Origin of the sequence: Methylobacterium sp. WL18, assembly GCF_008040015.1 — a bacterium.
GTDB classification, from domain to species: Bacteria; Pseudomonadota; Alphaproteobacteria; order Rhizobiales; family Beijerinckiaceae; genus Methylobacterium; species Methylobacterium mesophilicum.
This window is the reverse complement of the sequence record NZ_VRVD01000023.1, coordinates 1-26,004: the sequence shown is the minus strand read 5'-3', so window position 1 is coordinate 26,004 and position 26,004 is coordinate 1. Positions and strand designations below refer to the sequence as shown.

Genomic DNA, 26,004 nt, shown 5'->3' with positions numbered 1-26,004 from the left:
CGGAGGCCGCGCCGAGGCTGGCGTCGCGCGACACGGACAAAGTACCGCCGGCGAAGGTGGTGCCGCCGGAATAGCTGTTGGTGCCGGTGAGCGTGAGCGTGCCGCCGCCGGTCTTGATCAGGCTGCCCCGGGTCGGGATCGACGCGAAGGACGCGATGCGGGATTCTGCGGTGGCGACGTATTGGGGCCATCGATCATTAATCGATGCCTTGACTTGGGTGATCGTCGTCGCATTGAGGGCGGCGATTTGCCTGCGCAAAGTCTGAACTGCGCCCAGTCTATAATTATTATTATAAAGATAGTTCCAATAAATGTTTTCTGATGTCAACTTGATCAAAATTGCGTTGACGATCAGATTTTCGTCCGCTGCGCGCCAAGCCTTCTCAACCGCGCTCTTATAATCGCTGCCGTTCAACCCGATCGCCAGATTGTTCAGGACTGATTTGACAATCCCCTCGGCCTCTTGTGCTGCGGCAACGGTGAGGAGCCGAGCCTGCGTCGCCTTCTTGGCGGGCCACGCCGCAGCCTCGGCATCGTTCTCCTGCTTGCGCTGGACGAGGGCATCTTCGGAGATGTCGTTGGACCAGGTGTCGCTGGTGCCGGTCGGGAGGTTGGCCGCGACGGGTCCGAGGAACTGGCCGGGTCCCTTCATGGCCTTGCTGAGGTCGATCACGCCCCAGCCCCAGATCGCGTTGGGAGCGTTCGGATTGGCGTCTGGCACGCCATCGACCGCGTTGCGATGGTAGGCTGTGGTCAGCAGGACGTCGCGGGCCTGCTGGTTGGTCATGTACGGGTAGCGCTGCATGATCACCGCGAGCGCCCCCGTGGCGTGCGGCGCGGCAATTGAGGTGCCGTCTCCTAACCTGTAGCCGGCAGTTTGTTGGTTCGGGTCGATGCCCCATGTCCTGGCATTCCAGGCAGCACCTGACGTGTAGGGTGGCGCGGCACCGGTGATGGCGCTACCCGGCGCAACGATATACCAATATTTGGCAGCGCCCGCGCGATTCGAGTAATCCGCGAGAACGAGATCCGCGGGGTTTGTGCTGCCGCTGACGTTTTTTGCGGCAGCGCCGACAGCAACCCAGTTTTTTTCGATATCTAACCGGAAATACGGTGCATTCGCTCGAATGCTTGAGTTGCGCGCCCCGCTATTGCCTGCCGCAAAAACCTGAATGATGTCAAACTGCTTTGCGACGTCTGCCGCAGCATCGAGGTAACTGAGCTTGGTGCTCAAGTTTGCGTAAGCACTGCGCAAACCCTCGAGGGTGTTGTAATTGTCCGCGGGGGGTGGATTACCCCAGGACGTGTTGATGGCACGCGCTCCGGCCGCAGCCACGCTGCCGTAGGCGTTCTTGAAGTAGGCGTAATCGGCGTTGAACCCGTACGTCATCTCGTCGGTGGCCTGCGTGTTCGCCACATAGACATTGGCGTTGAACGACACGCCGTGCATGCCGATGCCATCACGGGACGCCCCGATTGTTGCGGTGACTTCCGTTCCGTGGGGATCGTTGTATGCGGGGTTGTATGCGCCGGAAACGCTATAGAGTTGGCCGCCGGAGAAGATGGAAGGGCGCGGGGACCGATCGATCGGCCGCCCGAACTTGTCCATGAAGTAGAACCCGTCCGCGCCGAATGTGCCGGTGATGGTCAGCGGCTTGACGCGGCCATCTGCAAATTCCGGGTGTGCGCTATAGACACCGGAATCGACCACCCCGACGGTGACGCCCAGGCCTGTATAGCCGGCCGCGTAAGCATCGGCGGCGTGCATCGCCTCCAGCCCCCACGAGGCTTGATATTCGGGCGTGCGCCAACTCGCTGGATCCGAGGTAGCCAAACTTTGCGCGAGGGCGTGGTGCGAGACCGAGGCTCCTAGGGCTGCCAAGCCGAATGTTGATCTGCGTAGGGCGGTCGCGATTGGCCGGTTTCGATAAGTTCTTCCCGGAGCGCCGTTGTGAATGTGCGCTTTTATATGCATCTCGAATTGCTCTAGCACTGTCCGCAATAGAAAAACGCTCTGAATTGCAGAATCACATCGTTACATCGATGTAATTTTTAGGCGAACTCGGAGGCCATCTTCGATTAGATGTCAAAAAAAATGCGGTACGCAAGCTTTTTGTTGTATACTTTATCGCCATAAATTTAAATTTATATTCAATAACAAGTCTATCGTTAAGTCGGTACATCATGCGGTATCCCAGCGAATGCTTTCGCCAGAGGCAAAAATTTGGCATGTTTATTGCTCGTTCAAGGGCCGATCACCTGGATCGCGGACCCTCCCCAGATTGCCGCCGAATGAATTTCCGCAGATGGGGTGATCGAAATGCCACAGAACTTCGGGCTTAGCGGTGAAGGCCCTTAGCAACCTGCCCGACGTATTTTCGACGCAGCACTTGGTGCTAGAATTATAAAAATTCAAAACTTAGACACGTCATCGACCGTGCCACAGTTTCGATCTATAAATCGACCATATGAATTCTGAAAATCTAATCAATACTATCTTCCAGCGTCCGGCCAGCACCGTGGCCCATCACCTCGGTGGGTGGCTGAGCGTTTTCACGAACGAGGCGACGTTCGAGGAGACGTTCCGGACGACGGCGCCGGTCGGGACGGGATTGCGCGTGGTCGTCTACCTGCGCGGGCAGACCCGCTTACGGATTGCCGACCTGCCCGCGATCACGATCGAAGCGCCTGCGCTCTTGGTCGGCTTCACCGAGCGGGAACTCGAGAGGGACCAATCCGTCCCGTCGGGTCAGCCCCTGAGCAGCGTCCACGTTCGGGTCGATCCCGATCACGCCAGGGCGAGCCTCGGCTCCATCACGGCGGCCATGGCCCGGCGTTCCCCTGAGCGCGGATTCGTTTTCGAGGGTCGGGCAGCCGACGCGACGGTGCAGGCCGTCGCGTCGCAGATCCTCGCGGCCGCCGGCCCGGCGGGGCAGCCCCTGTACCAGGCGGCCAAGGCCCTTGAACTCCTCGCGATCGTCTTCGCCGCCGAGGCACCGGACGAGCCCGCGGGGGCCACCCGTGCGCTCACGATCGTGGATCATGGGCGGGTCGAAGCCGCGAGCGCGCTGATCCTGGAACGCCTCGATGCCGTGCCGGACTTCGAGGCGGTGGCCCGGCGCGTCGGACTGAAACCGGCCAAGCTCAATCGCGGATTCCGGATCGCATACGGCATGACGCCTTACGCCTTCCTTCAGGAGCGGCGTCTGCAGGCGGCCTACCGGATGCTCGCCAGCCGCGAGGCGACCGTCGGGGAAGTCGCCCAGAGCGTGGGATATACCGCTCCGCACTTCGCGACGCTGTTCAGGAGGCGTTTCGGCATGCCGCCGAGCGCCCTGGCTGCGGCTCGAACGGCGTCGATCTGAGATCTTTAGAACAACACTAAACTCGATCGCATGGATTCGCGTCTCCTGCGAAAGTATCGATCGTTGTTGCGCGTCGGACCGCAGCGTAAGACGGTCATCACGCTTCCGTGAAGGAGCATCGATGTCTGCGGCCCCCCGGCCGCGCGGGGCTCGGACCGAATGTTGACGTACGGGATCATCTGCCGGACGGCCTCGCTATCCCTGGTGGCCGCGAGCGCGTTCGCAGCGATGATCGCCGTAGCCGCGGCTCAGCCGGTTCCGGCCCAGGTCACCCTCGACGAGATCTCGGTGGTCGGGGCGCAGGGCGGCGCCGTCGCGTCCGGTCCGTCGGGCGTCGGCGGCGAGCAGGCGAATGGCCCGGTGCGGGGCTTCACGGCCAAGCGCAGCGCCACCGGCACGAAGACCGATACCGCGCTCATCGCGACACCGCAGTCCATCAGCGTCGTCACCGCCGACCAGATCCGGGCGACGGGTGCGCAGAATCCGAGCGAGGCCCTGCGCTACACCGCCGGCGTGCAGGTCGAGCGTTTCGGCGGCGACCCGCGCTACGACTGGATCAAGGTGCGCGGCTTCGACGTGCCGGAATATCTCGACGGCCTGCAATTGCCGAAGGGCACCTACGCGTGGTCCCGCTACGAGACCTACGGGGTCGAGCGGGTGGAGGTGCTCAAGGGCGCGGCCTCGGTGCTCTACGGGCAGTCCCCGCCCGGCGGCCTCGTCAACTTCGTCAGCAAGAAGCCCCTCGACGTGCCCTACCGCGAGGTGCTGGTGCAGGGCGGCAGCTACGGGCGCCTCGTCGGCGCGTTCGACGTGACCGGCCCGGTGGATCCGGAGAAGACGGTGCTCTACCGCGTAGTCGGCCTCGGCCGGCTGTCGGATACGATCGTCGACCGCGTGAACGACGACCGCGCCTTCATCGCACCGAGCGTGACGTTCCGGCCCGATGCGGCGACGCAGCTCACGGTGCTCGGCTACTACATCAAGGACGATTCGAAGGCCCTGCAGTTCCTGCCCTCTCAGGGTACGCTCACCCCGAACCCTAATGGGCGCATCCGCCGCTCGACCTTCCTGGGCGAGCCGGGCTACGACGCTTTCCGCCGCGAGCAGTTCGGCATCGGCTACCAGTTCGAGCACCATTTCGACGAGGCGCTGACCTTCCGGCAGAACCTGCGCTATTCCGGCGTCAACGTCGACCTGCCGGTGGTGCGCGGCTTCGGCTTCCCGACCAACGCGGCCGGCGCGGTCACCGATTTCCGCAACGTCACCCGCCGGGCCGTGCGCTTCGACGACAACGTCAACGCGTTCACGATGGACAACCAACTCGTCCTGAACGCCGCGACGGGCCCGCTCGCCCACACCCTCCTGTTCGGCCTCGACGTGCGGACCTTCGATCTCGGCTTCGCCACGCGCAACACGTTGACCACTAGCCTGAACGTCTTCGCGCCGGTCTATCGCGGCGTCCAGCCGCTGCCGCCGATCACCGCCCGCATCCGCCAGAACCTGGAACAGGTCGGCGCCTACGTGCAGGACCAGATCCGGCTCGACCGCTGGGTGCTGCTGCTCAGCGGCCGGCACGACACCGTCACGAGCACGACGCTCCAGCAGGTCGGCAACACGCGCATCGAGCAGACCGACCGGGCGTTCACCTACCGCACCGGGCTGCTCTACGAGTTCGAGGCCGGGATCAGCCCGTACGTCAGCTATTCCACGCTGTTCCAGCCCGCGGTCGGCACCGGCTATAACGGCATCGTCCCGCCGACCGCGCTGGGCGCCGGTTCGACGCCGTTCCGGCCCACCACCGGCGACCAGATCGAGGGCGGCGTGAAGTACCAGCCCCCCGGCACCGCAAGCCTGTTCACCCTGGCCGGGTTCTCGATCGACCAGCAGAACGTGCTGGTGCCCACGACATCCGGGTTCCAGGCCCAAGTCGGCGGCGTCCGTGCCGAAGGGTTCGAGGCCGAGGCGAAGGTGACCGCCTTCGAGGGCTTCGACATCGCAGCCGCCTACAGCTACCTCGACGCGCGGATCACCCGGACCGGCACCGGTCCGACCGCGCCGCGGATCGGCGCGCGAATCCCGGTGACGCCCTACAACCAGGCCGCGCTGTTCGCGACCTACAGCGTCCCGGCCGGCCCGCTTCTGGGTCTGACCGTCGGCGGCGGCGTGCGCGTCTTCGGCGACCATTTCGGCGATCTGGCCAACACAATTCGCATCCCGTCCTACACCCTGTTCGACGCGACATTGCGCTACGACCTCGCCCGCCTGGACCCGGCCTGGGCGGGGGCGACCCTGGCGATCAACGCCACGAACCTGTTCGACAAAGTCTATGTCGGGACCTGCGATACCCTCGGATCCTGCTACTACGGCAATCCGCGCACCGTGCTGGCGAGCCTGAGCTACCGGTGGTAGGCGCCGCAGCGGTCGCCGGGATGCGCCGATGAGGGAGACCTTCCGGCAATCGATGGCCTGGCTGCATGCGTGGTCGGGCCTGGTGGTGGGCTGGGTGCTGTTCGCGGTGTTCGTCACCGGCACGGCCAGTTACTACCGGTCCGAGATCTCGCATTGGATGCGGCCCGAACTCCTCGCGACCGCTGAGCCCGAGGCGGACGCGCTGGCGCGAGCGGCCGACCTGGGCGTCCGCTACCTCGAACAGCACGCCGGCGACGCGACCGGCTGGTCGATCGGCATGCCGCGACCGGATTTCCCCGCGATCGAATTGTACTGGCGCTCGCGGCCGGGGCCGCCCACGGGACATGCCCTCCTGGATCCGGAGACCGGCGCGCCGGCCTCGGTGCGCGACACGCGCGGCGGCGACTTCCTCTACCGCTTCCACTTCGAGTTGAGCTTGCCACCCCTGTGGGGACGGTGGCTCGTCGGCGCCTGCGCGATGATCATGCTGATCGCGCTGATTTCGGGGATCGTCACCCATCGCCGCATCGTCACGGACTTCTTCACCTTCCGCCGGGACCGCTCGGCGCAGCGCGGATGGCTGGACGCGCACAACGTGGCGGGCGTGCTGGCGCTGCCCTTCCACCTGATGATCACCTACAGCGGATTGGGGACGCTGGCCCTGCTGTACATGCCCTGGGGCGTTACCACTGCGTATCGCGGCGACGCCCAGCGCTACTTCGCCGAATCCGGGCAGGTCCTGCCGTCCCAAGACCCGGCCGGCCGCCCGGCCGCGCTTCCGCCCCTCGGGCCGATCGTCCTGCGCGTTCTGGCCGAGAGTTCCCAGCCGCTGGAGCGGGTCACGGTCGCCCATCCGCGCGACGCGAACGCGACGGTGCTGGCGATCTTCGAGGAGCCGCACGGACTGGCCCATCTCCATCCGCAGGTCAGCATCGCGGCCGCCACGGGTGCAATCCGCGCGCGGACCCTCCCGGCGGAACCGGCGACCCGGACCCACGCGGTGATGGTCGGACTTCACGAAGCACACTTCGCCGACGCGATGGTGCGCGCGCTCTTCGTCCTGTCGGGCCTCCTGGGCTGCGCCACGATCGCCACGGGCCTCGTTCTCTGGACCGTGGCGCGGGCGCCGAAGCCGCGTGACGCGCGGTCCCTCGGCCTCCGTTTAGTCGAGGCCTTGAACGTCGGCACGATCGTCGGTTTGCCCGCGGCGATCGCCTGCTATCTCCTCGCCAACCGTCTGGTGCCGAGCGATCTCCCGGGTCGGGCCGTTTGGGAGGTCAGGCTGTTCTTCGCCGGTTGGTTCGCGATCGCGCTCATGGCCCTGCTGCGGCCGCGGGCCCGTCGATGGCACGAGGCGTTGACCTGTGCGGCCGCACTCTACCTCGCCGTGCCGACGGCCGACCTTTTATCCCGGGGGTGGGTCGCGTTCGCGAGCCAGGCGGCGTTCCTGTGGTTCGACGCCGCGATGCTGGCAACGGCAGCGGTTCTCGCGCTCGCGGCCTGCCGCACGGCCGGTCGCGCGACCATGCCGCAATCGCCGATCGCCCGGCCGGCGCCATCTAGGCCTTCATTGTCGTAGCTTTGGGCGCCTCCTTAGAAACAACGCAAAACATTGCGCTAGAAGTGTCGCACACCGTCCGTATGATCCGCGGGGGCGAAAGAGGTTTCTCATGGACAACGGATCGACGTTCATTCAGGCCTTCACCATTCTGTTCCGGGAGGGCCTGGAAGCGCTGCTGGTGATCGCGGCGCTGGCCGCCTTCATGAGGCGGGCCGATACCGCTCACAGGATCGCCCCGATCTATATCGGCGCCGGAGCCGCGGTGATGGCCAGTCTCGGCATGGCGTGGGTGTTCGAGACCTACTACGACGGCAACCACAACGATCTGATCGAGGCCGGCGTCATGCTGCTGGCCGCCGCCCTCATGTTCTACATGAGCGGTTGGCTGTTCCTGCGGCAGGATCCGAAGGCCTGGCAGGCCGATCTCAACCGGCTGGCTGGGCAAGCGCTCGGGGCCGGGACCGTGCTGTCCCTGGCCGGCATCGCCTTCCTGGCGGTATTCCGCGAGGGTGCGGAGACGGTGCTGTTCCTGCACGCCCTGGCCAGGACCGCCGGTGGCTGGGACGGGTCGCTCTTCGCCGGGCTCGGTGCGGCGGCGCTCGCCCTCGTGGTCCTTTTCGTGGCGATGCAGTGGCTCGCGCTGAAATTGCCCCTCCGGCCGATCTTCGTGCTGACGTCGGCCTTCCTGTTCCTGATGGGCCTGAAGCTCGTCGGGGCCGCGATCCAGGAATTTCAGGAGCAGGCGCTGGTCTCGGTGCACGATGACGGCGTCCCGTCCCTCGTCTCGGATCTCGGCTTCAACGGCAGTTGGGAAGCCCTGGGCGCCCAGGGTGCCGTCGTCCTGTTGGCGGTTGCCGGCCTGCTGTTCGTCCGGAGCCGGAAGACCGAGCCGGCGAACCGGATCAATCCGGCCGTCTCACGCTGAGGGCTCGTCGACGCGCGGTTCAGGTCGAAGGCGCAGGGAGACGATGCGGCCTGTCAGTACGCGTCGTCAGGCGACGAGTCGTGCCTCGATCAAGTCGATCTCACGGACGAGCCGTCGCAGAACCACGTCGTCGATGGCGCGGGAACGACGCAGGCGGTAGAGGGCCTGCCGCTCGGCCTCGATGCCGGCGAGGCGCAGGCGCTTCTCCGTGTGCGCCAACTGCTTGTTGCGGCTGAGATCCTTCCGGGGCTCCGCCGTGGGCGCCTCCAGACCTTCGTAACGGTCCATCGCCCGGGCGCCGGCCTCCACCGCGATGGAGGCGTCTTCGTGCTCCTCGACGAAGCGATGCTGCAGCGCCTCGATGGCCTTCACCGCGTCGTCGCGGGCCGCGGCGCGGGCGGCGTCCTCCTCGGTGTCGTGGCTGGGCTCGGGGGGAAGCCGAAGACCGCGCAAGAGCGGCGGCAGAATCGTACTCGCGAGGACGAGCGAGGTCAGGATTACCCCCATCGCCAGGAGGATGACGAGGTCGCGCCCCGGGAACGGAGTGTTGTCCTTGAGGGTGAGCGGCAGGGTCAGGATGCCCGCCAGGGTGATGGCGCCCTTCACGCCCGCAAGGGTCGTGGCGGCAACGAGGCGCCAGTTCGGCGCGTCCCACCCATCGCCCCGACGGCGCGCCTTCACGAGCACGAACTGAAGGGAGACCCAGACCCAGACGAACCGGATGGCCATCAGGCCCAACGTGATGGCCAGGATCCACGCGACGAGCCAGCCGGCCCCCTGGACGTCGGCCTGCTTGACGGCGTGCCCCAGGACCTCGGGCAGTTGCTCGCCGAGCAGCACGAAGATCGAACCGTTGGCAGCCAGCGCGACCGTGTCCCAGACGGCGGTCCGCCGAACCCGCGTCGCGCCCAGGCTGCGGCCCTGGATCTCGACATAGGTCATGGCGATGCCGGCCGCGACGGCGGCCAGGATACCGGAGGCATGGACGTGCTCGGCGGCGAGGTAGGCGCCGAAGGGCGTCAGCAGGCTGAACAGGATCTGGAGACCGGGATCCTCGCCCGTGCGGCGGCGGAGCAGGTCCTGCGCGCCCATGAGGACGAAGGTCGTCGCGGCGCCGATCGCGACGCCGCCGACGGCGAGCCAGACGAACGTGGTGGCGGCCTGCGGCAGCGAGAAGGTGCCCGTGAGGGCGGCGGCGATGGCAAAGCGCAGGCAGACGAGGCCGGTGGCGTCGTTGAGGAGGGCTTCGCCTTCGAGGATGTGCATCAGGCGGCGCGGCACTGGGGCCTGGGCCGCGATGGAGGACACCGCGATCGGGTCCGTCGGCGAGAGGACGGCGGCGAGCGCGAACGCCACGGCGAGGGGGATGCCGGGAATCAGCCCGTGGATCAGCATGCCGATACCCAGGACCGTCAGGGCCACGAGGCCGAGGGCCAGCGCAAGGATGGTCTTGCCATCCCGGAAGAGGTCGCGCTTGGGGATGCGCCACCCGTCGAGAAACAGGAGCGGCGGCAGGAAAACGAGGAAGAAGATCTCCGGGTCGAGGGCCGTGCTCGGGAGCGGGCCGAGTGCCAGGGCCACGCCGATCGCGATCTGGATCAGGGGCAACGGCAGGGGGAGCAATCGGCCGAGGGCGCCGCTGACCAGAACGGACAGCAGCAGGGCCAGTACGACGGTAACGCTTTCCATTCGCCTCGTTCTCGCAGGGCCGGCGGATTAGCACGACGCCCGACCATAGGGTTCGACCGCCTGATCGGTTCCGCGTTGTAGCGGTCGCCCCAGGATCGTGCGTGGACGCGGGCCTCTTATGTCCCTCGGATGACCGCTAAAGCCAGTGCCGCAGGCGGCATCCGCAGCGCGGTGCGAGACGCGGCCATAGGACCAGCTCTGGTCTATGAGGGGGCGGGCGCTTCCCGTTTGCCCGGCCTCGAACCAAATCAGCCGCCGGTGGCTATCTCGATCCGGCCTTGCTGCGCCCGATCCTGCCGCTCACGAGACCCGTCATTGACGGAAAGCGAGCGAGCAGCGGCTTATACGGAAACCGATGACTATTTTATTTCTCGATCGATAATTTCGCAAATGACGTAAATAAATTTCTGCCTCTACATCGAACGCCTATGCTTCGAAGAACAATAATCTTTTCTATAGAAACTGAAGTTTGCTCCGATAACGTCGGGGACCTGCCCTCGCCGAACGTCGCAACATTGCGGGTCGCGACGTTGGACGGGCTGGTCTGCTCGCAGGTCGGGCGGCGGATTTCAGCGCCCGGGGCCGCCCGCTTCGGCCCGGCTGTGGCCGGGCGCCAGGCTGCCACCCCGAAAGCCGAAGGCCATCAATGCAGGATCCACCCGATCAGACAGATCAACGCCGCGGACGCAGCGATGTAGCCACGCATCCGACTTTCCGCACAGGCAGACTGCGGATCGAAACCGTGCGGCGGCTCATGATCTCGGATGTCGTCGCTCAGGGACATGGTCAAAGCTAAGCCGTACTCCGTCTCGGTGGCGGCGAGGCCCAAGCCTGCATCCGCTCGATCCCGCTGCACACCCGGCCGGTGGATCCTGCCGTCCAAAGAGGACGGTCGAGATCCGATCCCGCTCGTCGCGGGCCTGCAAGGAAGATGCGCTGCGGAGCCATGATCGTGTCGATCCCGGCGCCGGCGGTCAAACGAAACGAACGCTTTTATTCGGCCGCTTCAGAGGACAGCGTTCTTCAGATCTCAGGCGGAACAAGCACGCCTTTGCTGAATCGACAGCCCCTCCGCAAAACCGGCTCTGAATTCACACGCCGGCCGGATCGTCCGGAACCGTCGCGGCCCGGGCGGGCGGGCGCGAGCCCAAGTGGTCCCGGAGCGTCCGGCCCTCGTACTCGCTGCGGAACAGGCCGCGGCGGCGCAACTCGGGGAGCACCAGCGCGATGAAGTCGTCGAGGCCCCCGGGCAGGGTCGCCGGCATGATGTTGAAGCCGTCGGCGCCCTTGGCCCGAAAGCGCTCCTCCATCTCGTCGGCGATCTGGGCGGGCGTTCCGACAATCTGCGAATGGCCCCGGGCTCCGGCGATCCGGAGGTAGAGCTGGCGCAGGGTCAGGCCCTCCCGGCGGGCGAGGTCGAACATCAGCTGCTGGCGCGACTTCGCGCCCTCGGCCTCGGGCAGTTCCGGCACGGGGCCATCGGGATCGTAGCCCGACAGGTCGAAGCCGCCGACCATGCGCTCCAGCAGGGCCAGGCCGACCATCGGGTCGATCAGGTCCTGAAGCGCGTCGAACTTCGCGCGCGCCTCCGCCTCGGTGCGGCCCACCACCGGGAACAGCCCCGGCATCACCTTGAGGTCGTCCCGGGCCCGGCCGAACCGGCCCATCCGCTCCTTCAGGTCGCCGTAGAACGCCACCGCCTCGTCGAGCGTCTGGTTGGCGGTGAACACGATCTCGGCGGTGCGCGCCGCCAGATCCTTCCCGGGCCCCGAGGAGCCCGCCTGGACGAGGACCGGCTGCCCCTGGGGCGTGCGCGAGATGTTGAGCGGTCCACGGACCTCGAAATGCTTGCCGCGGTGGTTCAGCGGCCGGAACCCGTCGGGCTTCGAGAACTGGCCGCAGGCGCGGTCGATGATCACCGCCCCGTCGTCCCAGGTGTTCCACAGGCCCAGGACGACGTCGACGAATTCCTCGGCCCGCTCGTAGCGGTCGGTGTGGCGGGCGATCTGGTCGGTGCCGAAGTTGGCGGCCTCGGCATCGGTCGTCGAGGTGACGAGGTTCCAGCCGGCCCGGCCGCCGCTGAGATGGTCGAGGGACGCGAAGCGCCGGGCGACGTTGTAGGGCTCGTTGAAGCTGGTCGAGGTGGTGGCGACCAGCCCGATCCGGCTCGTGACCGCCGCCAGCGCCGACAGCAGCGTCACCGGCTCGAAATGGGCCGAGCGGGCGGTGCGCTCGCTGGAGCGCAGGTTGCCGTCGCGGATGCCGGTGCCGTCCTCGAGGAACACGAGATCGAACTTCGCGGCCTCGGCCCGGCGCGCCCAGCCGACATAGCGTTCGAGATTGAGCCCGCCATCGGCTTCGCTCGACGGGTGGCGCCATCCGGCCACGTGATGCCCGGTGGCGTAGAAGAAGGCGCCGAGGCGAAGCGTATCCTGTGTCATCGGCCCATCGGGGTTGGAGGCGATGCGTTCTGGGGCAAAGGCGGCAAGGTCGCGCGCGGCGTCAGCGCTTCATGTCCCAATGCCGGCCCGTGAGCCGCTCGAACGTCGCGAACACGATCGTCTCGACGATGAGCCCGATCGCGATGTCCAGCAAGGGGCCGGCGCAGACCCGCTCGGTATAAGGCTCGTTGCGGTTCTGGTTGTATGATCCCGCGATGCGGTGGCGCGGGTCGATCCTGAACCGGTCTGGGTCGTTGGTCCAAGCTGAGAGATGGTTTGGAACGGGGTCTTCTTCGGGTTCAGGCCATGCGCGGCGGCAAGGGCGCGGCTATCGTCGTGCGACGCTTGGAACTCGGGTCGTCCTTCGACAGGCTCAGGATGAGGCGCGCGGCGCCGTTCGGGCGATGCCGTGGCGAACTCCAGCCACAGTGCGTCCTCCGCCTCACGCGTCAGCGTCCATGATGCACCATCACGCCGCGGGATGCAGCGCACACCGATGCCACGACAGGGTCCTCCGACCGGGGATGAAGCCTTTGCAAGTTCGTGCCTGTGAGGCACAGCCCCATGCTTCTCATGCAAGAGGCCTTGCCGTGACTGACGAACCCAAACGGTCACGCGACGGACCGCTGGATCGGGCCCTCGCCATACTGACCTTCGTGGCCGAGCAGAAGAAGGCGCTCTCGGCCGCGGAGATCGCCGATGCGCTCGCCCTGCCGATACCGACCGCGCATCGTCTCATCGGCAACCTCGAGGAACGCGGCCTCGTCCAGAAGGCCCTCGGCACCAAGCGGTATGTCGTCGGGAGCAAGCTGGTGACGCTGTCGGCCAAGACCATCGGCGCGGCGTTCCGGACCGTGCGCCGACACGCCGTCCTCAGCGCCGTGGCCGACCGCATCGGCGAGCAATGCGAGATCGGCGTCGTGCGCGACAACGCGGTGATCTACGTCGACAGCGTGCGATCCAAGCAGCATCAGGGATTGCAGTTCAACCCGGGCGATGCCGCCCCGCTCCACTGCACGTCGACCGGCAAGATCTACATGAGCCGGTTGCCCGCCAAGGATCGACACCGGTTGGCTCATGCGCTCCCGTTGGTCCGGTACACCCCGACGACGATCGCCGATCCCGACGCGCTGCTGGTGCAACTCGAAGAGACGCGGCGCCGCGGTTGGGCGAAGAGCAACCAGGAATTCGTGCTGGGGGTGGTGGGCTGCGCCGTGCCCATCGTCTCGCCGGATGGCGACCTGATCGCGTGCCTGGGCGTTTCGGTTCCGATGGCGCGCGTCGGCTTCGACGGGCTGGATGCCTTCATCGGGCCTCTGCAGAAGGCGGCGGCGCTCCTGTCCAGCACCATCCTGAGCGAGATCGAAGAATCAAGAGATTCTCATATTTCGGAATGAAAACTATCGGCGCTCGATGAAGTACCTCGACGCTGCGCGGCTGTCGTGTATCTTTGGCATACACAAGTTAGGCATACAGCTTTCAGACGAGGCCTATCAGGTCTCGCAGCGCTAACGGCACTTATACATTGATGATCTCGAAGCATTCGTCGGATCGGTCCGGCGCGCTGCTTTGGGACGCCCGTGCCGCCGGAGGGATGATGACCCAGCATTACGATGTCGCCGCCGTGCGGAAGGCGTTTCCGGCCGCCGAGTCGATCGTCTACCTCGACTCGGGCTTCCAGACGCCGCTCGCGCGCCCCGTGAAGGAAGCCTACGAGCGCTTCCTGCGCGAGGGCTACGAGACCGCCGGTCCCAAGCAGGTCTGGCTCAACCGGCTGGAGGAGACGCGCACCAAGCTCGCCCACTTCATCGGGGCGCGGCCCGAGGAGGTCGCCTTCACCAAGAACACCTCCGAGAGCATGAACATCGCCGCCAACGCGCTGCCGCTGCGCCCGGGCGACAAGGTCCTGCTGATCGATGGCGACCACCCCAACAACGCCTACGCCTTCCTCAACCTGGCAAAGAAGGGCGTCGAGGTCGCGTTCATCCCGATGACCGAGGTCATCGATGCCGAGAGCTTCCGGCCGCACATCGACGACAAGACCCGCGTCATCTCCATGTCGCAGGTGACCTTCCACGCCGGCCATCGCTTCGACGTCGAGAGCGTCGGCCGGCTGTGCAAGGAGAAGGGGCTCTACTTCGTGGTCGACGTGATGCAGGGCATCGGCGTCGTCCCGCTCGACGTGAAGGCGCTCAACGCCACCTTCGTCGGCTCGGGCACGCACAAGGGTCTGCTCACGCCCCAGGGGCTCGGCCTGCTGTGGTGGGACACGCGCCTGACCGAGCTGGAGCCGGCCTACATGGCGGCGATCAGCCTGGCCGCGCCGCCCGCGGACTTCATCGCCCGCCCGGACAACATGGCGCTCGCCCCCTCGGCGGGCCGGTTCGAGCTCGGCAACTTCAACCTGCCGGCGATCCAGGGGCTCGGAGCCGCCCTCGACCTGATCGCCTCCGTCGGCGTCGAGAAGATCCAGGCCCACTGCTTCGCGTTGGGCGACCACCTGATCGAGCAGCTCGACCAGCTCGGCATCGGCCTGGTCGGCCCGCGCGAGCGGCGGCACCGGGCCCCGCACATCTACGTGGTCGCCCTGCCTGCGGGCGAGTGGCTGGACTACCTCACCCAGAGCGGCATCCGCGTCTCGCCCGAGCGCGACGGCATCCGCGTCTCCCTCGGCATGTTCAACACCGCTGAGGATATCGACCGGCTGATCGAGGCCATCCGCGCCCGCAACGCGCCGTCGATGCAGGCCCGTACGGCGGTGCTGTCCACGCTCGGATAGGCCCCGAACCCCTCCCCGTATCGCTGACGGCGCCCGCGCCGCTAGGCCTCGCAAGACCCGCAACCGTCGAGAGGAGAAAACCGATGTCCCTGCAAGGCGCGTTCGTTGAACTATCCGGCGCGCTCGCGCTCGGTCTTGCCGCGACGGCCGCGTCGGCCGAGAGCCCGACGCTGGACAAGATCAAGCGCACGGGGACCATAACGCTCGGCTATCGCGAGGCCTCGATCCCGTTCTCGTACCTCGACGTCGATCAGAAGCCGGTCGGCTTCTCGATGGATCTGTGCGCGCAGGTCGTGGACAAGATCAAGACCGATCTCAAGCTCGACAACCTCGCGGTCAAGCTCCAGCCGGTGGATTCCGCCAACCGCATCCCGCTCATGCAGAACGGGACCATCGACATCGAGTGCGGCGGCACGTCCAGCAGCGCCGCCCGGCTCAAGCAGGTCGCCTTCACGGTCGCGACCTTCGTGTCCTCGGCCCGGTGGCTGACCAAGGTCTCGTCGGGCATCCACGACGTGAAGGGCCTCGACGGCAAGACCGTGGTGGTCACGCAGGGGTCGAACGCGGTGGGCTTCGCGTTCGGCATCAAGGCCAAGGGCGGCACCTTCACCGTCATCCAGGCCAAGGATCACGGCGAGTCGATGCTGGTGCTCCAGAGCGGGCGGGCCGCCGCCTTCATGGAGGACGACATCCTGCTCGCCAGCCTGAAGTCCCGCGCACCCGATCCGGCCGCCCTCACCTTCCTCCCGGAGACCTACGACCTGGTGGCCTACGGCCTGATGCTGCGCAGGGAGGATCCTGAGTTCAAGGCGCTCGCGGACGGCGTCCTCAAGGGCATGATGGCTTCGGGGGCCTTCGCCACGCTCTACGCCAAGTGGTTCGAGAGCCCGATCCCGCCCCGCGGCGAGAACCTGACCTTCCCGATGTCGGACGCCCTGAAGGAGCGCGTCGCGCACCCCAGCGACGCGATCGAGTTCTGACCGCGCGCCGAGCGTGCTCGTTCCGATGCGGGACGACGAATCCCGATCCGCATAGAGTTCAGTGCGATGCAGACCATCTTCTCGACAGACGGGCTGCCGCCGAAAGATCGGTTTCGCCATTGGCGGGATGTCTGCGAAGACCGTATCGTCCCGATGGAACAATCATGCCTCGGTGACGAAACGTTCGACGCGACGATCGACGGGGCAAGTTTCGGCGGCTTGGACTTCAGCAAGTTTTCGTTGCGCAATCTCAGAGCATCGACGACACCGCGAACGCTCCGGCACGAGAATCATCGGACCGATCATCTCTTCGTCAGCATGGTCCTGTCCGGTACCGTGCGCTCGGATCAGAACGATCGCTCGAGCACGGACAGGGCCGGCGACTTCGCGGTCCGTGATACGAACACGCCCTGGACGATCGAGCATAGCGGCCACAGCGAAGTGTTGGCCATCGCGATCCCCCGGCAGAGATTGGAGAGCGTGCTCGGCCCGGCCCGGATCTTCGCCGGCCTGACCGTCGACGGCGACCGGCCGGTCACGACCCTGGCCCGCTCGTTCCTGACCAACCTGCTGCACCAGGGCGATCGGCTGCCGGCTCACAGCGCCGAGCGCATGGTCGGGGTCGGGATCGATCTCATCGTCGCCTGCCTCGCCGAGCGCCTCGCACAGGAGGTGCCGCGACCGCTGCACGGGACGCTCGTGATCCAGCGCGCCAAGGCGTTCATCGAGGCCAACCTCGGCGACCCGACCCTCGATCCGCCCATGCTTGCGGCAGCCGTCGGCGTCTCGCTGCGGCGGCTGCAGGAGCTGTTCCACGAGCGCGGCCAGCACATCTCGGATTGGATCTGGCAAAAACGCCTGGAGGCGGCCGCCGCCCGCCTAGCCGATCCGGGTTGCACCCACCTGTCCATCGGCGCCCTGGCCTATGGCTGCGGCTTCGCCAACCAAGCCCACTTCGCCCGCCGCTTCAAGGCGCGCTACGGGATGGCTCCCAGCGAGCATCGTCACGCGGCACTGATGAACGCACGACCGGGTCCGACGGCGCCTGCAGCTGCGTCCCGCCGATCGTAGGTCCCTGGAACATCCACCTGCCGGCTCGTGGTCGGGCCGCGTCGAAGGACAGAATCAGACATGCTCGGACGTATTGGCGCGACCATCGCCACCACCCTGTCGGCGGTCATGGCCCTCGGCGGCGCGCCCGCCTCCGCGGCCGGACCGCAGGCGAAGCCGAGGATCCTGGTCCTGGCGACCGGTGGGACCATCGCGCAGACGACCGGCAAGGACTCCGTCCTGTCGGGCTCCGCGCTGGTCGCCGCGGTCCCGGGGCTGGATGCCGCCGCGGACGTCAGCGCCGAGCAGGTCGCGCAGGTCTCAAGCCCGGACATCACCGCCGAGGTCTGGCTGCGCCTGGCCCGTCGGATCGACGAGGTCCTGGCCTCCGGCGCCGCGGACGGCGTCGTGGTCACGCACGGAACCGACACGCTGGAGGAGACGGCGTATTTCCTCGACCTCGTCGTCAAGAGCGACAAGCCGGTCGTGGTGGTCGGGTCCATGCGTGGATCGGGGTCCGTCAGCGCCGACGGACCGGCGAACCTGGCCAACGCCGTGGCCATCGCCGCGGACCCCGCCGCCAAGGGGGCCGGCGTGCTGGTCACGCTGAACGACGGGATCTATGCCGCCCGAGACGTGACGAAGACCAACACCACCGGGTTGGACGCGTTCAAGGCGCCCGATGTCGGCCCCTTGGGCATCATGCAGGGGCGCAAGCCGCATTTCTACCGGACGACGACGCGACCGCACACCGCGGCGACGGAGTTCGACGTTTCCACGCTGCGCGCGTTGCCGCGTGTGGCGATCGTTTATTCCTACGTCGATGTCGGCCCCGCCCTCCTGAACGCGGCCATCGGGGACGGTGCCAAGGGCATCGTCTATGCCGGAACCGGCAACGGCAGCATCCCCAAGGCCGTGCAGCCGGCGGTCGAGGCCGGCGTGGGCAAGGGCGTGGTCGTCGTGCGTTCGTCCCGCGTCAACGGCGGCCTGGTCGAACGCAATGGCGAACACGACGACGACGCCCTCGGCACCGTGACGTCGGACACCTTGAACCCGCAGAAGGCCCGGGTCCTTCTGATGCTGGCGCTCACGAAAACGAGCGATGCCAAGCAGATACAGCAGATGTTCTCGCGATACTGAGTGCAAGCCGGCAAGCGAATGGATGGGACGGTGACGGCCTCGCATCCCGGAGCAAGATCCGTTCGATCGCTTGCCCGCACGCCCTGAGAATCGTCTGAGCGTCAGCCGGGCGCTTGCCGGCAGCCCCGCGGCGATCCACCGGGAGCTGCACGCGCTCGGCGTCCCGGTTTATGACACGGTCCGACCCGCCCTCTGCGGCTTGGCGCCCGGCGGTCGCCGGGCCGGAGCGTCGACCAGCCAGGACCCTCACGATGACCCGGCAAGCCCCCTCGATCCACGGACGGCCACTCGACACGTGGCTCTCCACCCATCCCCTGATCGGCGACCTGATCGCGGGCCGGGAAACCGCGTGGTTCAACCCCGCCATCGCCCCCGCCGCGACCGCGCTCGCCGATGCCGGGCTCACCCTGTCCGACGTCGAGGATGCGAGCGCGCGGTTGGCGCGCTTCGCTCCGCTGCTCGTCCGGTTCTTCCCGGACCTCGCCGCCACCGGGGGGATCATCGAGTCGGACCTCGTCGCTGTGCCCGCCTTCGCGGACGCCCTCCGTCGGCGCTACGGCTACGCGGGCGGCGGCCGGATTCTGCTGAAGAAGGACAGCCACCTGCCGGTCTCGGGCTCGATCAAGGCACGCGGCGGCATCTACGAAGTGCTCAAGCGGGCCGAGACCCTGGCCCTCGGAGCCGGGCTGATCACGACCGGCGACGACTACGCGGCGCTCGGCGGGGCAAGCGCGCGCGTCTTCTTCGCGGATTACAGCGTCGCGGTCGGCTCCACCGGCAATCTCGGCCTGTCGATCGGCATCATGAGCGCCAAGATCGGATTCCGGACCACGGTCCACATGTCGGCGGATGCACGGCAGTGGAAGAAGGACCGCCTGCGCGCCTCCGGTGTCACGGTGGTCGAGCATGCCGGCGATTACGGGGCCGCCGTGGCCCAGGGACGTGCCGAGGCCGAGGCCGATCCGAACTGCCATTTCGTCGACGACGAGCACTCCAAGGATCTGTTCCTGGGCTACGCGGTCGCCGGCCTGCGGCTGAGGCCGCAGCTCGCCGCCCTCGGCGTGCCGGTCGATGCGCAGCACCCGCTCTTCGTCCACCTGCCCTGCGGGGTCGGCGGCGGGCCCGGCGGGGTCGCGTTCGGGCTCAAGCTGGTGTTCGGCGATGCGGTCCGCTGCCTCTTCGCCGAGCCCACGCCCTCGCCCTGCATGCTGCTCGGCGTCTATACGGGCCTGCACGAGCAGATCGCGGTTCAGGATTTCGGCATCTCCAACGCGACCGTCGCGGACGGCCTGGCGGTGGGGCGGCCGTCGGGCTTCGTCGGCCGGGCGATGCAGCGCCTGGTGGATGGCTATTTCACGGTGGCCGACCAGGAATTGCTCGACCTCCTGGCCCTGCTCGAGGCCAGCGAAGGCCTCATGCTGGAGCCCTCCGCGGTCGCGGGCGCACCCGGCCCCTCCCGGATCGTGGCCGACGACGCCTACCGCGCCCGCCTGAACCTCGACCGCGACCGCCTGGAGGCGGCCACGCACATCGTCTGGGCCACGGGCGGCAGCATGGTCCCCCCGGAGGAGGCGCGCGCATACCTCCGGCGGGCCGACACTGGGGCGGCACGTTAGAGCGCTCTCCGACGAAGTGGCTCCGGTTCGTCGCAAGAGAGCGCGTCAAAACAAGAGCTTTGAGCCGTGCAGAGTGTCGCGATTCGCGACGCGCACAGGCGGTGTTGAGGCGATCGACCCGCTCCGACACCTACCGTGCGGCGGGCGCCGGCGCCGTCTCGCGCAGCCACGCGACCACGGCCTCGGTTCCCCCCTCAAGCCCGCGCCCCTCGGACAGGATCAGCGAGAGCGGGGGACCGAGCAGGGCGGCCGTATCGATCGGCGCCAGCAGGCGCCCGTCGCCAAGGGGAACCTGCAAGAGGCTACTGTGGCCGATCAGAATCCCGGCCTCCTCGATCGCCGCCTCCACGGCCATGCTGTAGAGCGAGAACGTCGATCCGCGGCGGGCGTCGACCCGCCGGTCGCCGGCATGCCTCAGCCATCGCGCCCAGTCGTTGCGCCACCGCGCGTCATGGAGCAGCGTCATGTCGGCAAGGTTCGCCAGATCCAGCCTGCGCCCAGCCAGGAGTTGGGGCGAGCAGACCGGAAACAACCGGTCCTCCACGAGCGTGTGGGCGGTGCAGTTGGGCAGGCTCCCGTCCACGAAGAACAGGCCGAAATCGAACAGGTCCCGCGTGAAATCGGGCGGGTTCTCCAGCGCGACCACCGAGAATTCGAGGTTCGGGAACGCCCTGCGCATCGCCCCGAGGCGCGGCGAGAGCCAGAGCTGCGCCACGCACGGGAGGGCCGCGATCTGGACCTCCTGCCGCTCGGCGTGCCGACGGAGGCCATGGGCCGCGCCGGCCAGGGCGTCGAACGCCTCGACCAGGCGCGGCAGCATCGCCCGGGCTTCGCTCGTGAGTTGCAGGCCCCGCGCCTTCCTGTGAAACAGCGGCCTGCCGACCCAATCCTCCAGTGCGCGAACCTGCTGCGCGATCGCGGCCGCGGTGACGCAGAGTTCGTCGGCCGCGCCGACGAAGCCCTCGTGGCGGGCGGCCGCCTCGAAGGCACGCAGCGCGTTCAGCGACGGGAGGGACGGCCGGGGCGGAGAGAGGGGCATCTGAGGCCTAGGTGAGCTTGGTCTCGCGGCCACGATATGTCGTTTGCGGACCCTCGGCAAAAACCGCATCCAAGGGGCGATCACGGATCGCGGACGGGCGGTCGCCGGCACGCCCACGCGGCGCCCCGACGGATGCCGACCCGCGTCTTCTTCCTTCTCTGCGGCGAGGGCCTGACGACATGACATACCTGCACAAGGGCTACTTCACGGAAGGCCTCGACGCCGATCCCGAACTCGCGGCGTCCATCCGCGGCGAGCTGCGTCGCCAGCAGAACGGGATCGAGCTGATCGCGTCCGAGAACATCGTGTCCCGCCTCGTCCTCGAAGCGCAGGGCTCGGCCCTCACCAACAAGACCGTCGAAGGCTTCGCCTTCGCGCGGTATTACGGCGGCGCCGAATTCGCCGACGCGGTGGAAGACCTGGCCCTCCGGCGGGCCAAGAAACTCTTCGGCGCGCGCTTCGCCAACGTGCAATCGCATTCCGGATCGAACGCGAACAGTGGCGTCTTCCTCGGGTTGCTGAAGCTCGGCGACACCATCCTGTCGATGAACACCGCCGCGGGCGGCCATATCAGCCACGGCCATCCCGCCACCTTGACCGGGCGGGACTACAACATCGTCCGGTACGGCGTTAACCGCGAGACCGAACTCGTCGACCTGGACGAGCTGCGCGGCCTCGCCCGCCAGCACAAGCCCCGGATGATCATCGCGGGCGGGTCCGCTTACGCCCGGGTCCTAGATTTCGCCGGACTGCGCGCGATCGCCGACGAGGTCGGCGCCTACCTGGTCGTCGACATGGCCCACTTCGCCGGGCTTGTGGCCTCGGGGATCTATCCCGATCCGTTGCCGCACGCACACGTGGTGACCTCGACCACCTACAAGTCGCTGCGCGGCGCCCGCGGCGGCCTCGTGCTGTGGAACGACGAGGCGCTGAGCGACAAGATCAACTACGGCATCTTCCCGGGCGTCCAGGGCTCGGTGATGCTGCACATCGTAGCCGCCAAGGCCGCCTGCTTCGGCGAAGCCCTGCGGCCGGAATTCAAGGGCTACAACCAGGCGGTGCTCGATAACGCCCGGATGCTCGCCGCCACGCTGGCGGAGGCCGGCGTCCGCCTGGTCGCAGGCGGCACGGATTGCGGGCTGATGCTCGTCGATCTGGTCAACCAGGGCATCACCGGCGACATCGCCGCAAAGGCGCTGGAGCATGCGGGGCTGGCGGTCAACAAGAACCAGATCCCGTTCGACGAGCGCCCCCCGGAGGCGCCGTCGGGTCTGCGCCTGTCCAGCAACGCCGGCACCGCACGCGGCTTCGGGGCCGAGGAGTTCCGCGCGATCGGCACCTGGATCGCGCAGATCGTCAAGGCCCCGTCCGACGAGGCCCTCGTCCGCTCGATCCACGGGCAGGTCTCGGATCTCTGCGCCCGCTTCCCGATCTACCCGTAATCGACCCCGGCGCCCCGCGGCTCGCGAAGCCGGGGGCGCCGGATCTCCGGCGACCGTCGCGGTCGCCGTCCTGGAGACATCCAACGGCCGGGCGAGGGCAATGGATCTCACGCGTCTGCGCACGCTCCGGGAGCTGTCCGTGCGCGGGACCATGGCTGCGGTCGCCGAAGCCCTGGGTATCTCGCCGTCGGCGGTGTCCCAGCAGATCGCCCTCCTCGAAGCCGAGCTGGGCATCGCCCTGGTCGAACGGCGTGGCCGGGGCGTGCATCTGCCCCCCGCCGGCGCACGCCTCGTCCTGCACGCCGAGACGGTGATCGGGGTCATCGAGGAGGCCCGGACCGACATCGCCGAACTCAAGCGGACCGTGGCGGGCGAGCTGCGGGTCTCGGCGTTTCCCTCGGTCGCCGCCGCCCTGCTCCCCCGGACCATCGTCGCCATCGGGGTGTCACATCCGTCGCTGCGCATCCGGTTCGACGAATTGGAGCCGATGGACGGCCTCGCCGCCTTACGCGGCTGGCGGACCGATGTCGCGCTGATCGACGATCTCACGACCCTGGAGGGGATCCCGGAGGCGACGATCGAGGCGTGGTCCCTCTGCGAGGACCGCCTCTGCGTCGTCCTGCCGGGCGGCCATCCGCTCTCCGGCCGGGCGGCCGTGACGCTCCGCGACCTGCGGACCGAGATCTGGGCGTTGGACAACCCCGACAAGGGTTATTCGGAGGTCGTGGTCGAGGCCTGCCGCGCCGTCGGGTTCGAGCCGAAGATCCACGCGCACTGCCACGGTTTCGAGGTCGTGCAGGCGATGGTGGAGGCCGGCTGCTGCATCTCGATCCAACCGCACCTCAGGCTGCGCGACACCGGCCGAAGCCTGTGCGTGACCGAGCTCGATCCGCCCATCGCCCGCCAGATCTCGGTGGCGTTCCGCCGGGGCGAGGGACGCAACCCGTCGATCGCCGCCTTCCTGCAGGCCTTGGCGCGGGCGACGGATTCCCCATCCCGCGATGCAATGGCGATTTAGGCGGCCGCCGCGATCGGGGGCGGCCCGTCCGCGCCGCATCCGTCGATCGCCGCGAGGCCGCGGATGGCCCGTCACGCTGGCCGGATATCCGGCGGCCGCAGGTCAGCGGCCGACGACGCTCCGGATCGTGAAGCTGGACTGGATCCGGGATACGCCGGGCAGCTTCGACAGCACGGATCGGTGAAGCCGCTCGTACTCCCCGGCATCGGCCACCCGGATTTTCAGCAGGTAATCCGAGCTGCCCGTCATGAGGTAGCAGTCCTGGATGTCCGGGCAGCGGCGGACGGCGGCCTCGAACCGGTTCAGGTAATCCTCCGTCTGCCGCTCGAGCTCGATCTGGGTCATCACCACCAGGCCCGATGCGGCCGATGCGTCGAGCAGCACGGTGTAACCCCGGATCGTCCCGTCCCGCTCCAGCATCCGCAGCCTGCGCAGGCAGGCGGAAGCGGACAGGCCGACGCGCTTGGCCAGGGCCGCATTGGGCATCCGGGCATCCGCGCGCAGGGCGTGGATGATGGCGGTGTCGATCTCATCCTGTGGCATCGCGCAACGACCTGTCGTTCCGTGGCAGTTCCTATCGTTTCATGGCATCCGCTTCGCAGAAACTGCAACACGTTCGCAGCATCGTGCGCGGGTTTCGATGTTCGATACACCTCGGCCGGCGACCGGGCGACGCGTTTCCCGCAGACCCTGCCGAGGACTCCGCGATCGCAGAGTCCCGGGCGGCGGATGAGCGCCGAATGCGGATGTTCGGTGCCGAGGAGAGCGAACATGCGGGTCTTGGTCCTGGGAAGCGGCGTGGTCGGCGTGTCCGCCGCCTATTATCTGGCGAAGGCCGGCCATGAGGTCACGGTGATCGACCGGCAGCCCGCGTCCGGCCTGGAGACCAGCTTCGCCAATGCCGGCCAGGTCTCCCCCGGATATTCCGCCCCCTGGGCCGCTCCGGGCATTCCGGTCAAGGCGATGAAGTGGCTGATGATGCGCCACCGCCCCCTGGTCCTGTGGCCGTCCGTCGAGCCCCGTCTCTACGGCTGGCTCGCCCGCATGCTGGCGAACTGCACGGTGGAGGCCTACACCCGCAACAAGGGGCGGATGGTGCGGCTCGCGGAATACAGCCGCGACGTCCTGCGCGACCTGCGCGACGAGACCGGCATCGCCTACGACCATCGCGAACGCGGCACGCTGCAGCTGTTCCGCACGCGCAAGCAGCTCGATCACGTGGGCGACGACACGAAGGTCCTGGACGCCTACGGCGTCGCCTACCAGGTGCTGGACCCGGCGGGCTGCGTCGCCGCCGAGCCGGCGCTCGACCGGGTGAAGGACAAGATCGCGGGCGGCCTGCGTCTCACCGGTGACGAGACCGGGGATGCCCACCTGTTCACCCAGAGACTCGCCGCCATCTGCGAGGGGCTCGGCGTGACGTTCCGCTACAACGTCACCGTGACGGGGCTCCAAACCTCGGGCGGTCGCGTGACCGGCGTCGCCTGCGGGTCCGAGGTGCTGCGCGCCGACGCCTACGTGGCGGCGATGGGCAGCTTCACCCCGGCGCTCCTGCGTCCGCTCGGGCTGAACCTGCCGGTCTACCCGGTCAAGGGCTACTCCCTGACCCTGCCCGTGACGGATCCGGAGGCGGCTCCGGTCTCCACCGTGATGGACGAGACGTTCAAGGTCGGCCTGACCCGGCTCGGCGACCGCATACGGGTCGGCGGCACCGCCGAACTCGCCGGCTTCAGCCAGGCCTTGCGTCCGCCCCGTCGCGCGACCCTGGAGCGGTGCGTCCACGACCTGTTTCCGGCCGGGGGCGACCTCAGCCGGGCGACGTTCTGGACGGGCCTGCGCCCGATGACGCCGGACGGGACGCCCATCGTCGGGGCGACCCGCTACGACAACCTGTATACGAATACGGGCCACGGCACCCTCGGCTGGACCATGGCCTGCGGGTCGGGCCGGCTCCTCGCGGACCTGATGTCCGGCCGGGCGCCCGACATCGCCCACGAAGACCTCGCCGTCGGCCGTTACGCGGCATGAGGCCCGTGGACGCGCGCATGAGGGATCGGGAGGACGATAGGGTGCAGGCGTTCGACGATGGCGGGCGTCCGCACGCGGGGGCGATGCTGACAGTCGACCTCGACGCCATCGCGGCCAATTACCGGCTCCTGTCACGCCGCCTCGGGACGGCGGAATGCGCCGCGGTGTTGAAGGCGGACGCGTATGGCCTGGGCGCCGCCCGCGTCGCTCCCATCCTGTCCGCGGCCGGCTGCCGAACCTTCTTCGTGGCCCATCTCGACGAAGGGATCGCGCTCCGGCGGTACGTTCCCCGGGGGGCCGCCGTGCGGATCCTGCACGGAGCCCCGCGCGGGGCCGAAGCCGAGTGCCTGGAGCACGGGCTGGTGCCGGTCCTCAATACGCCGGGCCAGCTCGCGCAGGGCGATCGCTTGAAAGGAATGGATTTCGGTGTTGCCTTTTGCGTGATTCACAGGGGGCCTCGGTCTGGTGAGGCATCCGATGTCAGGCAAGGCACTGGTGGAGCATTTTTCGGCGTTGGAAGAC

The 26,004-nt window shown here is 67.7% G+C and carries 20 protein-coding genes; 14 read left to right on the top strand and 6 right to left on the bottom strand.

What is annotated here, in order from left to right:
* A partial coding sequence (locus FV228_RS34750; protein WP_281406466.1) for a S8 family peptidase occupies positions 1-1,768 on the bottom strand: 1,768 nt, incomplete at its 3' end.
* 751 nt (positions 1,769-2,519) lie between these two features.
* On the opposite strand from FV228_RS34750, the gene FV228_RS04570 reads away from it, so the two are divergent.
* The 4 genes from FV228_RS04570 (at position 2,520) to FV228_RS04555 (ending at position 8,260) form a co-directional block, all read left to right on the top strand.
* Positions 2,520-3,365 (top strand): AraC family transcriptional regulator, encoded by an 846-nt coding sequence (locus FV228_RS04570; RefSeq protein WP_147853503.1) that lies wholly within the window; start codon positions 2,520-2,522, stop codon positions 3,363-3,365.
* Positions 3,366-3,527: 162 nt separating this feature from the next.
* A complete protein-coding gene (locus FV228_RS04565; RefSeq protein ID WP_147853502.1) occupies positions 3,528-5,774 on the top strand; it encodes a TonB-dependent siderophore receptor in 2,247 nt (748 codons plus the stop codon).
* 28 nt (positions 5,775-5,802) lie between these two features.
* Positions 5,803-7,353, top strand: coding sequence for a PepSY-associated TM helix domain-containing protein (locus tag FV228_RS04560; RefSeq protein WP_147853501.1), 1,551 nt, complete (start codon positions 5,803-5,805; stop codon positions 7,351-7,353).
* A 91-nt stretch (positions 7,354-7,444) separates the two neighbouring features.
* Positions 7,445-8,260 carry an FTR1 family protein gene (locus tag FV228_RS04555; RefSeq protein WP_147853500.1) on the top strand — a complete coding sequence of 272 codons (816 nt, stop codon included), beginning with the start codon at positions 7,445-7,447 and terminating at the stop codon, positions 8,258-8,260.
* A 66-nt stretch (positions 8,261-8,326) separates the two neighbouring features.
* Here FV228_RS04555 and FV228_RS04550 read toward each other — a convergent pair whose 3' ends face one another.
* The 3 genes from FV228_RS04550 to FV228_RS04540 all read right to left on the bottom strand — a co-directional run bounded on the left by FV228_RS04550 (position 8,327) and on the right by FV228_RS04540 (position 12,390).
* The gene (locus tag FV228_RS04550; RefSeq protein WP_147853499.1) at positions 8,327-9,949 is read right to left on the bottom strand and encodes a Na+/H+ antiporter; all 1,623 of its coding nucleotides are present in this window, start codon (positions 9,947-9,949) and stop codon (positions 8,327-8,329) included.
* A gap of 643 nt (positions 9,950-10,592) precedes the next feature.
* Complete coding sequence (locus FV228_RS04545) at positions 10,593-10,778, bottom strand: hypothetical protein (RefSeq protein WP_147853498.1); 186 nt, start codon at positions 10,776-10,778, stop codon at positions 10,593-10,595.
* Positions 10,779-11,040: 262 nt separating this feature from the next.
* On the bottom strand, positions 11,041-12,390 hold the full coding sequence (locus tag FV228_RS04540; RefSeq protein ID WP_147853497.1) for an LLM class flavin-dependent oxidoreductase: 1,350 nt from the start codon (positions 12,388-12,390) through the stop codon (positions 11,041-11,043).
* A gap of 590 nt (positions 12,391-12,980) precedes the next feature.
* On the opposite strand from FV228_RS04540, the gene FV228_RS04530 reads away from it, so the two are divergent.
* The 6 genes from FV228_RS04530 (at position 12,981) to FV228_RS04505 (ending at position 19,955) form a co-directional block, all read left to right on the top strand.
* On the top strand, positions 12,981-13,787 hold the full coding sequence (locus tag FV228_RS04530) for an IclR family transcriptional regulator (protein ID WP_147853496.1): 807 nt from the start codon (positions 12,981-12,983) through the stop codon (positions 13,785-13,787).
* A gap of 200 nt (positions 13,788-13,987) precedes the next feature.
* Complete coding sequence (locus FV228_RS04525) at positions 13,988-15,169, top strand: aminotransferase class V-fold PLP-dependent enzyme (RefSeq protein WP_187277633.1); 1,182 nt, start codon at positions 13,988-13,990, stop codon at positions 15,167-15,169.
* 83 nt (positions 15,170-15,252) lie between these two features.
* Entirely contained in the window at positions 15,253-16,149 is an 897-nt protein-coding gene (locus tag FV228_RS04520; protein WP_147853494.1) for an amino acid ABC transporter substrate-binding protein, read from the top strand.
* Between the two features lie 66 nt (positions 16,150-16,215).
* On the top strand, positions 16,216-17,220 hold the full coding sequence (locus FV228_RS04515; RefSeq protein ID WP_147853493.1) for a helix-turn-helix domain-containing protein: 1,005 nt from the start codon (positions 16,216-16,218) through the stop codon (positions 17,218-17,220).
* Positions 17,221-17,280: 60 nt separating this feature from the next.
* Entirely contained in the window at positions 17,281-18,339 is a 1,059-nt protein-coding gene (locus tag FV228_RS04510; RefSeq protein WP_147853492.1) for an asparaginase, read from the top strand.
* Between the two features lie 251 nt (positions 18,340-18,590).
* Positions 18,591-19,955, top strand: coding sequence for a D-serine ammonia-lyase (locus FV228_RS04505; RefSeq protein WP_147853491.1), 1,365 nt, complete (start codon positions 18,591-18,593; stop codon positions 19,953-19,955).
* A gap of 130 nt (positions 19,956-20,085) precedes the next feature.
* On the opposite strand, the gene FV228_RS04500 is transcribed toward FV228_RS04505, so the two are convergent.
* Complete coding sequence (locus FV228_RS04500; protein WP_187277632.1) at positions 20,086-20,994, bottom strand: LysR substrate-binding domain-containing protein; 909 nt, start codon at positions 20,992-20,994, stop codon at positions 20,086-20,088.
* 179 nt (positions 20,995-21,173) lie between these two features.
* Here FV228_RS04500 and glyA point away from each other — a divergent pair, with 179 nt between their 5' ends.
* Entirely contained in the window at positions 21,174-22,436 is a 1,263-nt protein-coding gene (gene glyA, locus FV228_RS04495) for a serine hydroxymethyltransferase (protein WP_147853489.1), read from the top strand.
* Between the two features lie 100 nt (positions 22,437-22,536).
* Entirely contained in the window at positions 22,537-23,454 is a 918-nt protein-coding gene (locus FV228_RS04490; protein ID WP_147853488.1) for a LysR family transcriptional regulator, read from the top strand.
* Positions 23,455-23,556: 102 nt separating this feature from the next.
* Here FV228_RS04490 and FV228_RS04485 read toward each other — a convergent pair whose 3' ends face one another.
* Positions 23,557-23,997 (bottom strand): Lrp/AsnC family transcriptional regulator, encoded by a 441-nt coding sequence (locus FV228_RS04485; protein WP_147853487.1) that lies wholly within the window; start codon positions 23,995-23,997, stop codon positions 23,557-23,559.
* Positions 23,998-24,225: 228 nt separating this feature from the next.
* Here FV228_RS04485 and FV228_RS04480 point away from each other — a divergent pair, with 228 nt between their 5' ends.
* Positions 24,226-25,482, top strand: coding sequence for a D-amino acid dehydrogenase (locus FV228_RS04480; RefSeq protein ID WP_147853486.1), 1,257 nt, complete (start codon positions 24,226-24,228; stop codon positions 25,480-25,482).
* A 41-nt stretch (positions 25,483-25,523) separates the two neighbouring features.
* Positions 25,524-26,004: alanine racemase (locus FV228_RS04475; RefSeq protein WP_348645007.1), on the top strand; the 481-nt coding region annotated here is incomplete at its 3' end.

Coding starts and splice junctions, on each gene's coding strand:
- FV228_RS04560 (WP_147853501.1), top strand. CDS start 5,803: ATGAGGGAGACCTTCCGGCAATCGATGGCCTGGCTGCATGCGTGGTCG.
- FV228_RS04555 (WP_147853500.1), top strand. CDS start 7,445: ATGGACAACGGATCGACGTTCATTCAGGCCTTCACCATTCTGTTCCGG.
- FV228_RS04550 (WP_147853499.1), bottom strand. CDS start 9,949: ATGGAAAGCGTTACCGTCGTACTGGCCCTGCTGCTGTCCGTTCTGGTC.
- FV228_RS04540 (WP_147853497.1), bottom strand. CDS start 12,390: ATGACACAGGATACGCTTCGCCTCGGCGCCTTCTTCTACGCCACCGGG.
- FV228_RS04525 (WP_187277633.1), top strand. CDS start 13,988: ATGACCCAGCATTACGATGTCGCCGCCGTGCGGAAGGCGTTTCCGGCC.
- FV228_RS04520 (WP_147853494.1), top strand. CDS start 15,253: ATGTCCCTGCAAGGCGCGTTCGTTGAACTATCCGGCGCGCTCGCGCTC.
- FV228_RS04515 (WP_147853493.1), top strand. CDS start 16,216: ATGCAGACCATCTTCTCGACAGACGGGCTGCCGCCGAAAGATCGGTTT.
- FV228_RS04510 (WP_147853492.1), top strand. CDS start 17,281: ATGCTCGGACGTATTGGCGCGACCATCGCCACCACCCTGTCGGCGGTC.
- FV228_RS04505 (WP_147853491.1), top strand. CDS start 18,591: ATGACCCGGCAAGCCCCCTCGATCCACGGACGGCCACTCGACACGTGG.
- FV228_RS04500 (WP_187277632.1), bottom strand. CDS start 20,994: ATGCCCCTCTCTCCGCCCCGGCCGTCCCTCCCGTCGCTGAACGCGCTG.
- glyA (WP_147853489.1), top strand. CDS start 21,174: ATGACATACCTGCACAAGGGCTACTTCACGGAAGGCCTCGACGCCGAT.
- FV228_RS04490 (WP_147853488.1), top strand. CDS start 22,537: ATGGATCTCACGCGTCTGCGCACGCTCCGGGAGCTGTCCGTGCGCGGG.
- FV228_RS04485 (WP_147853487.1), bottom strand. CDS start 23,997: ATGCCACAGGATGAGATCGACACCGCCATCATCCACGCCCTGCGCGCG.
- FV228_RS04480 (WP_147853486.1), top strand. CDS start 24,226: ATGCGGGTCTTGGTCCTGGGAAGCGGCGTGGTCGGCGTGTCCGCCGCC.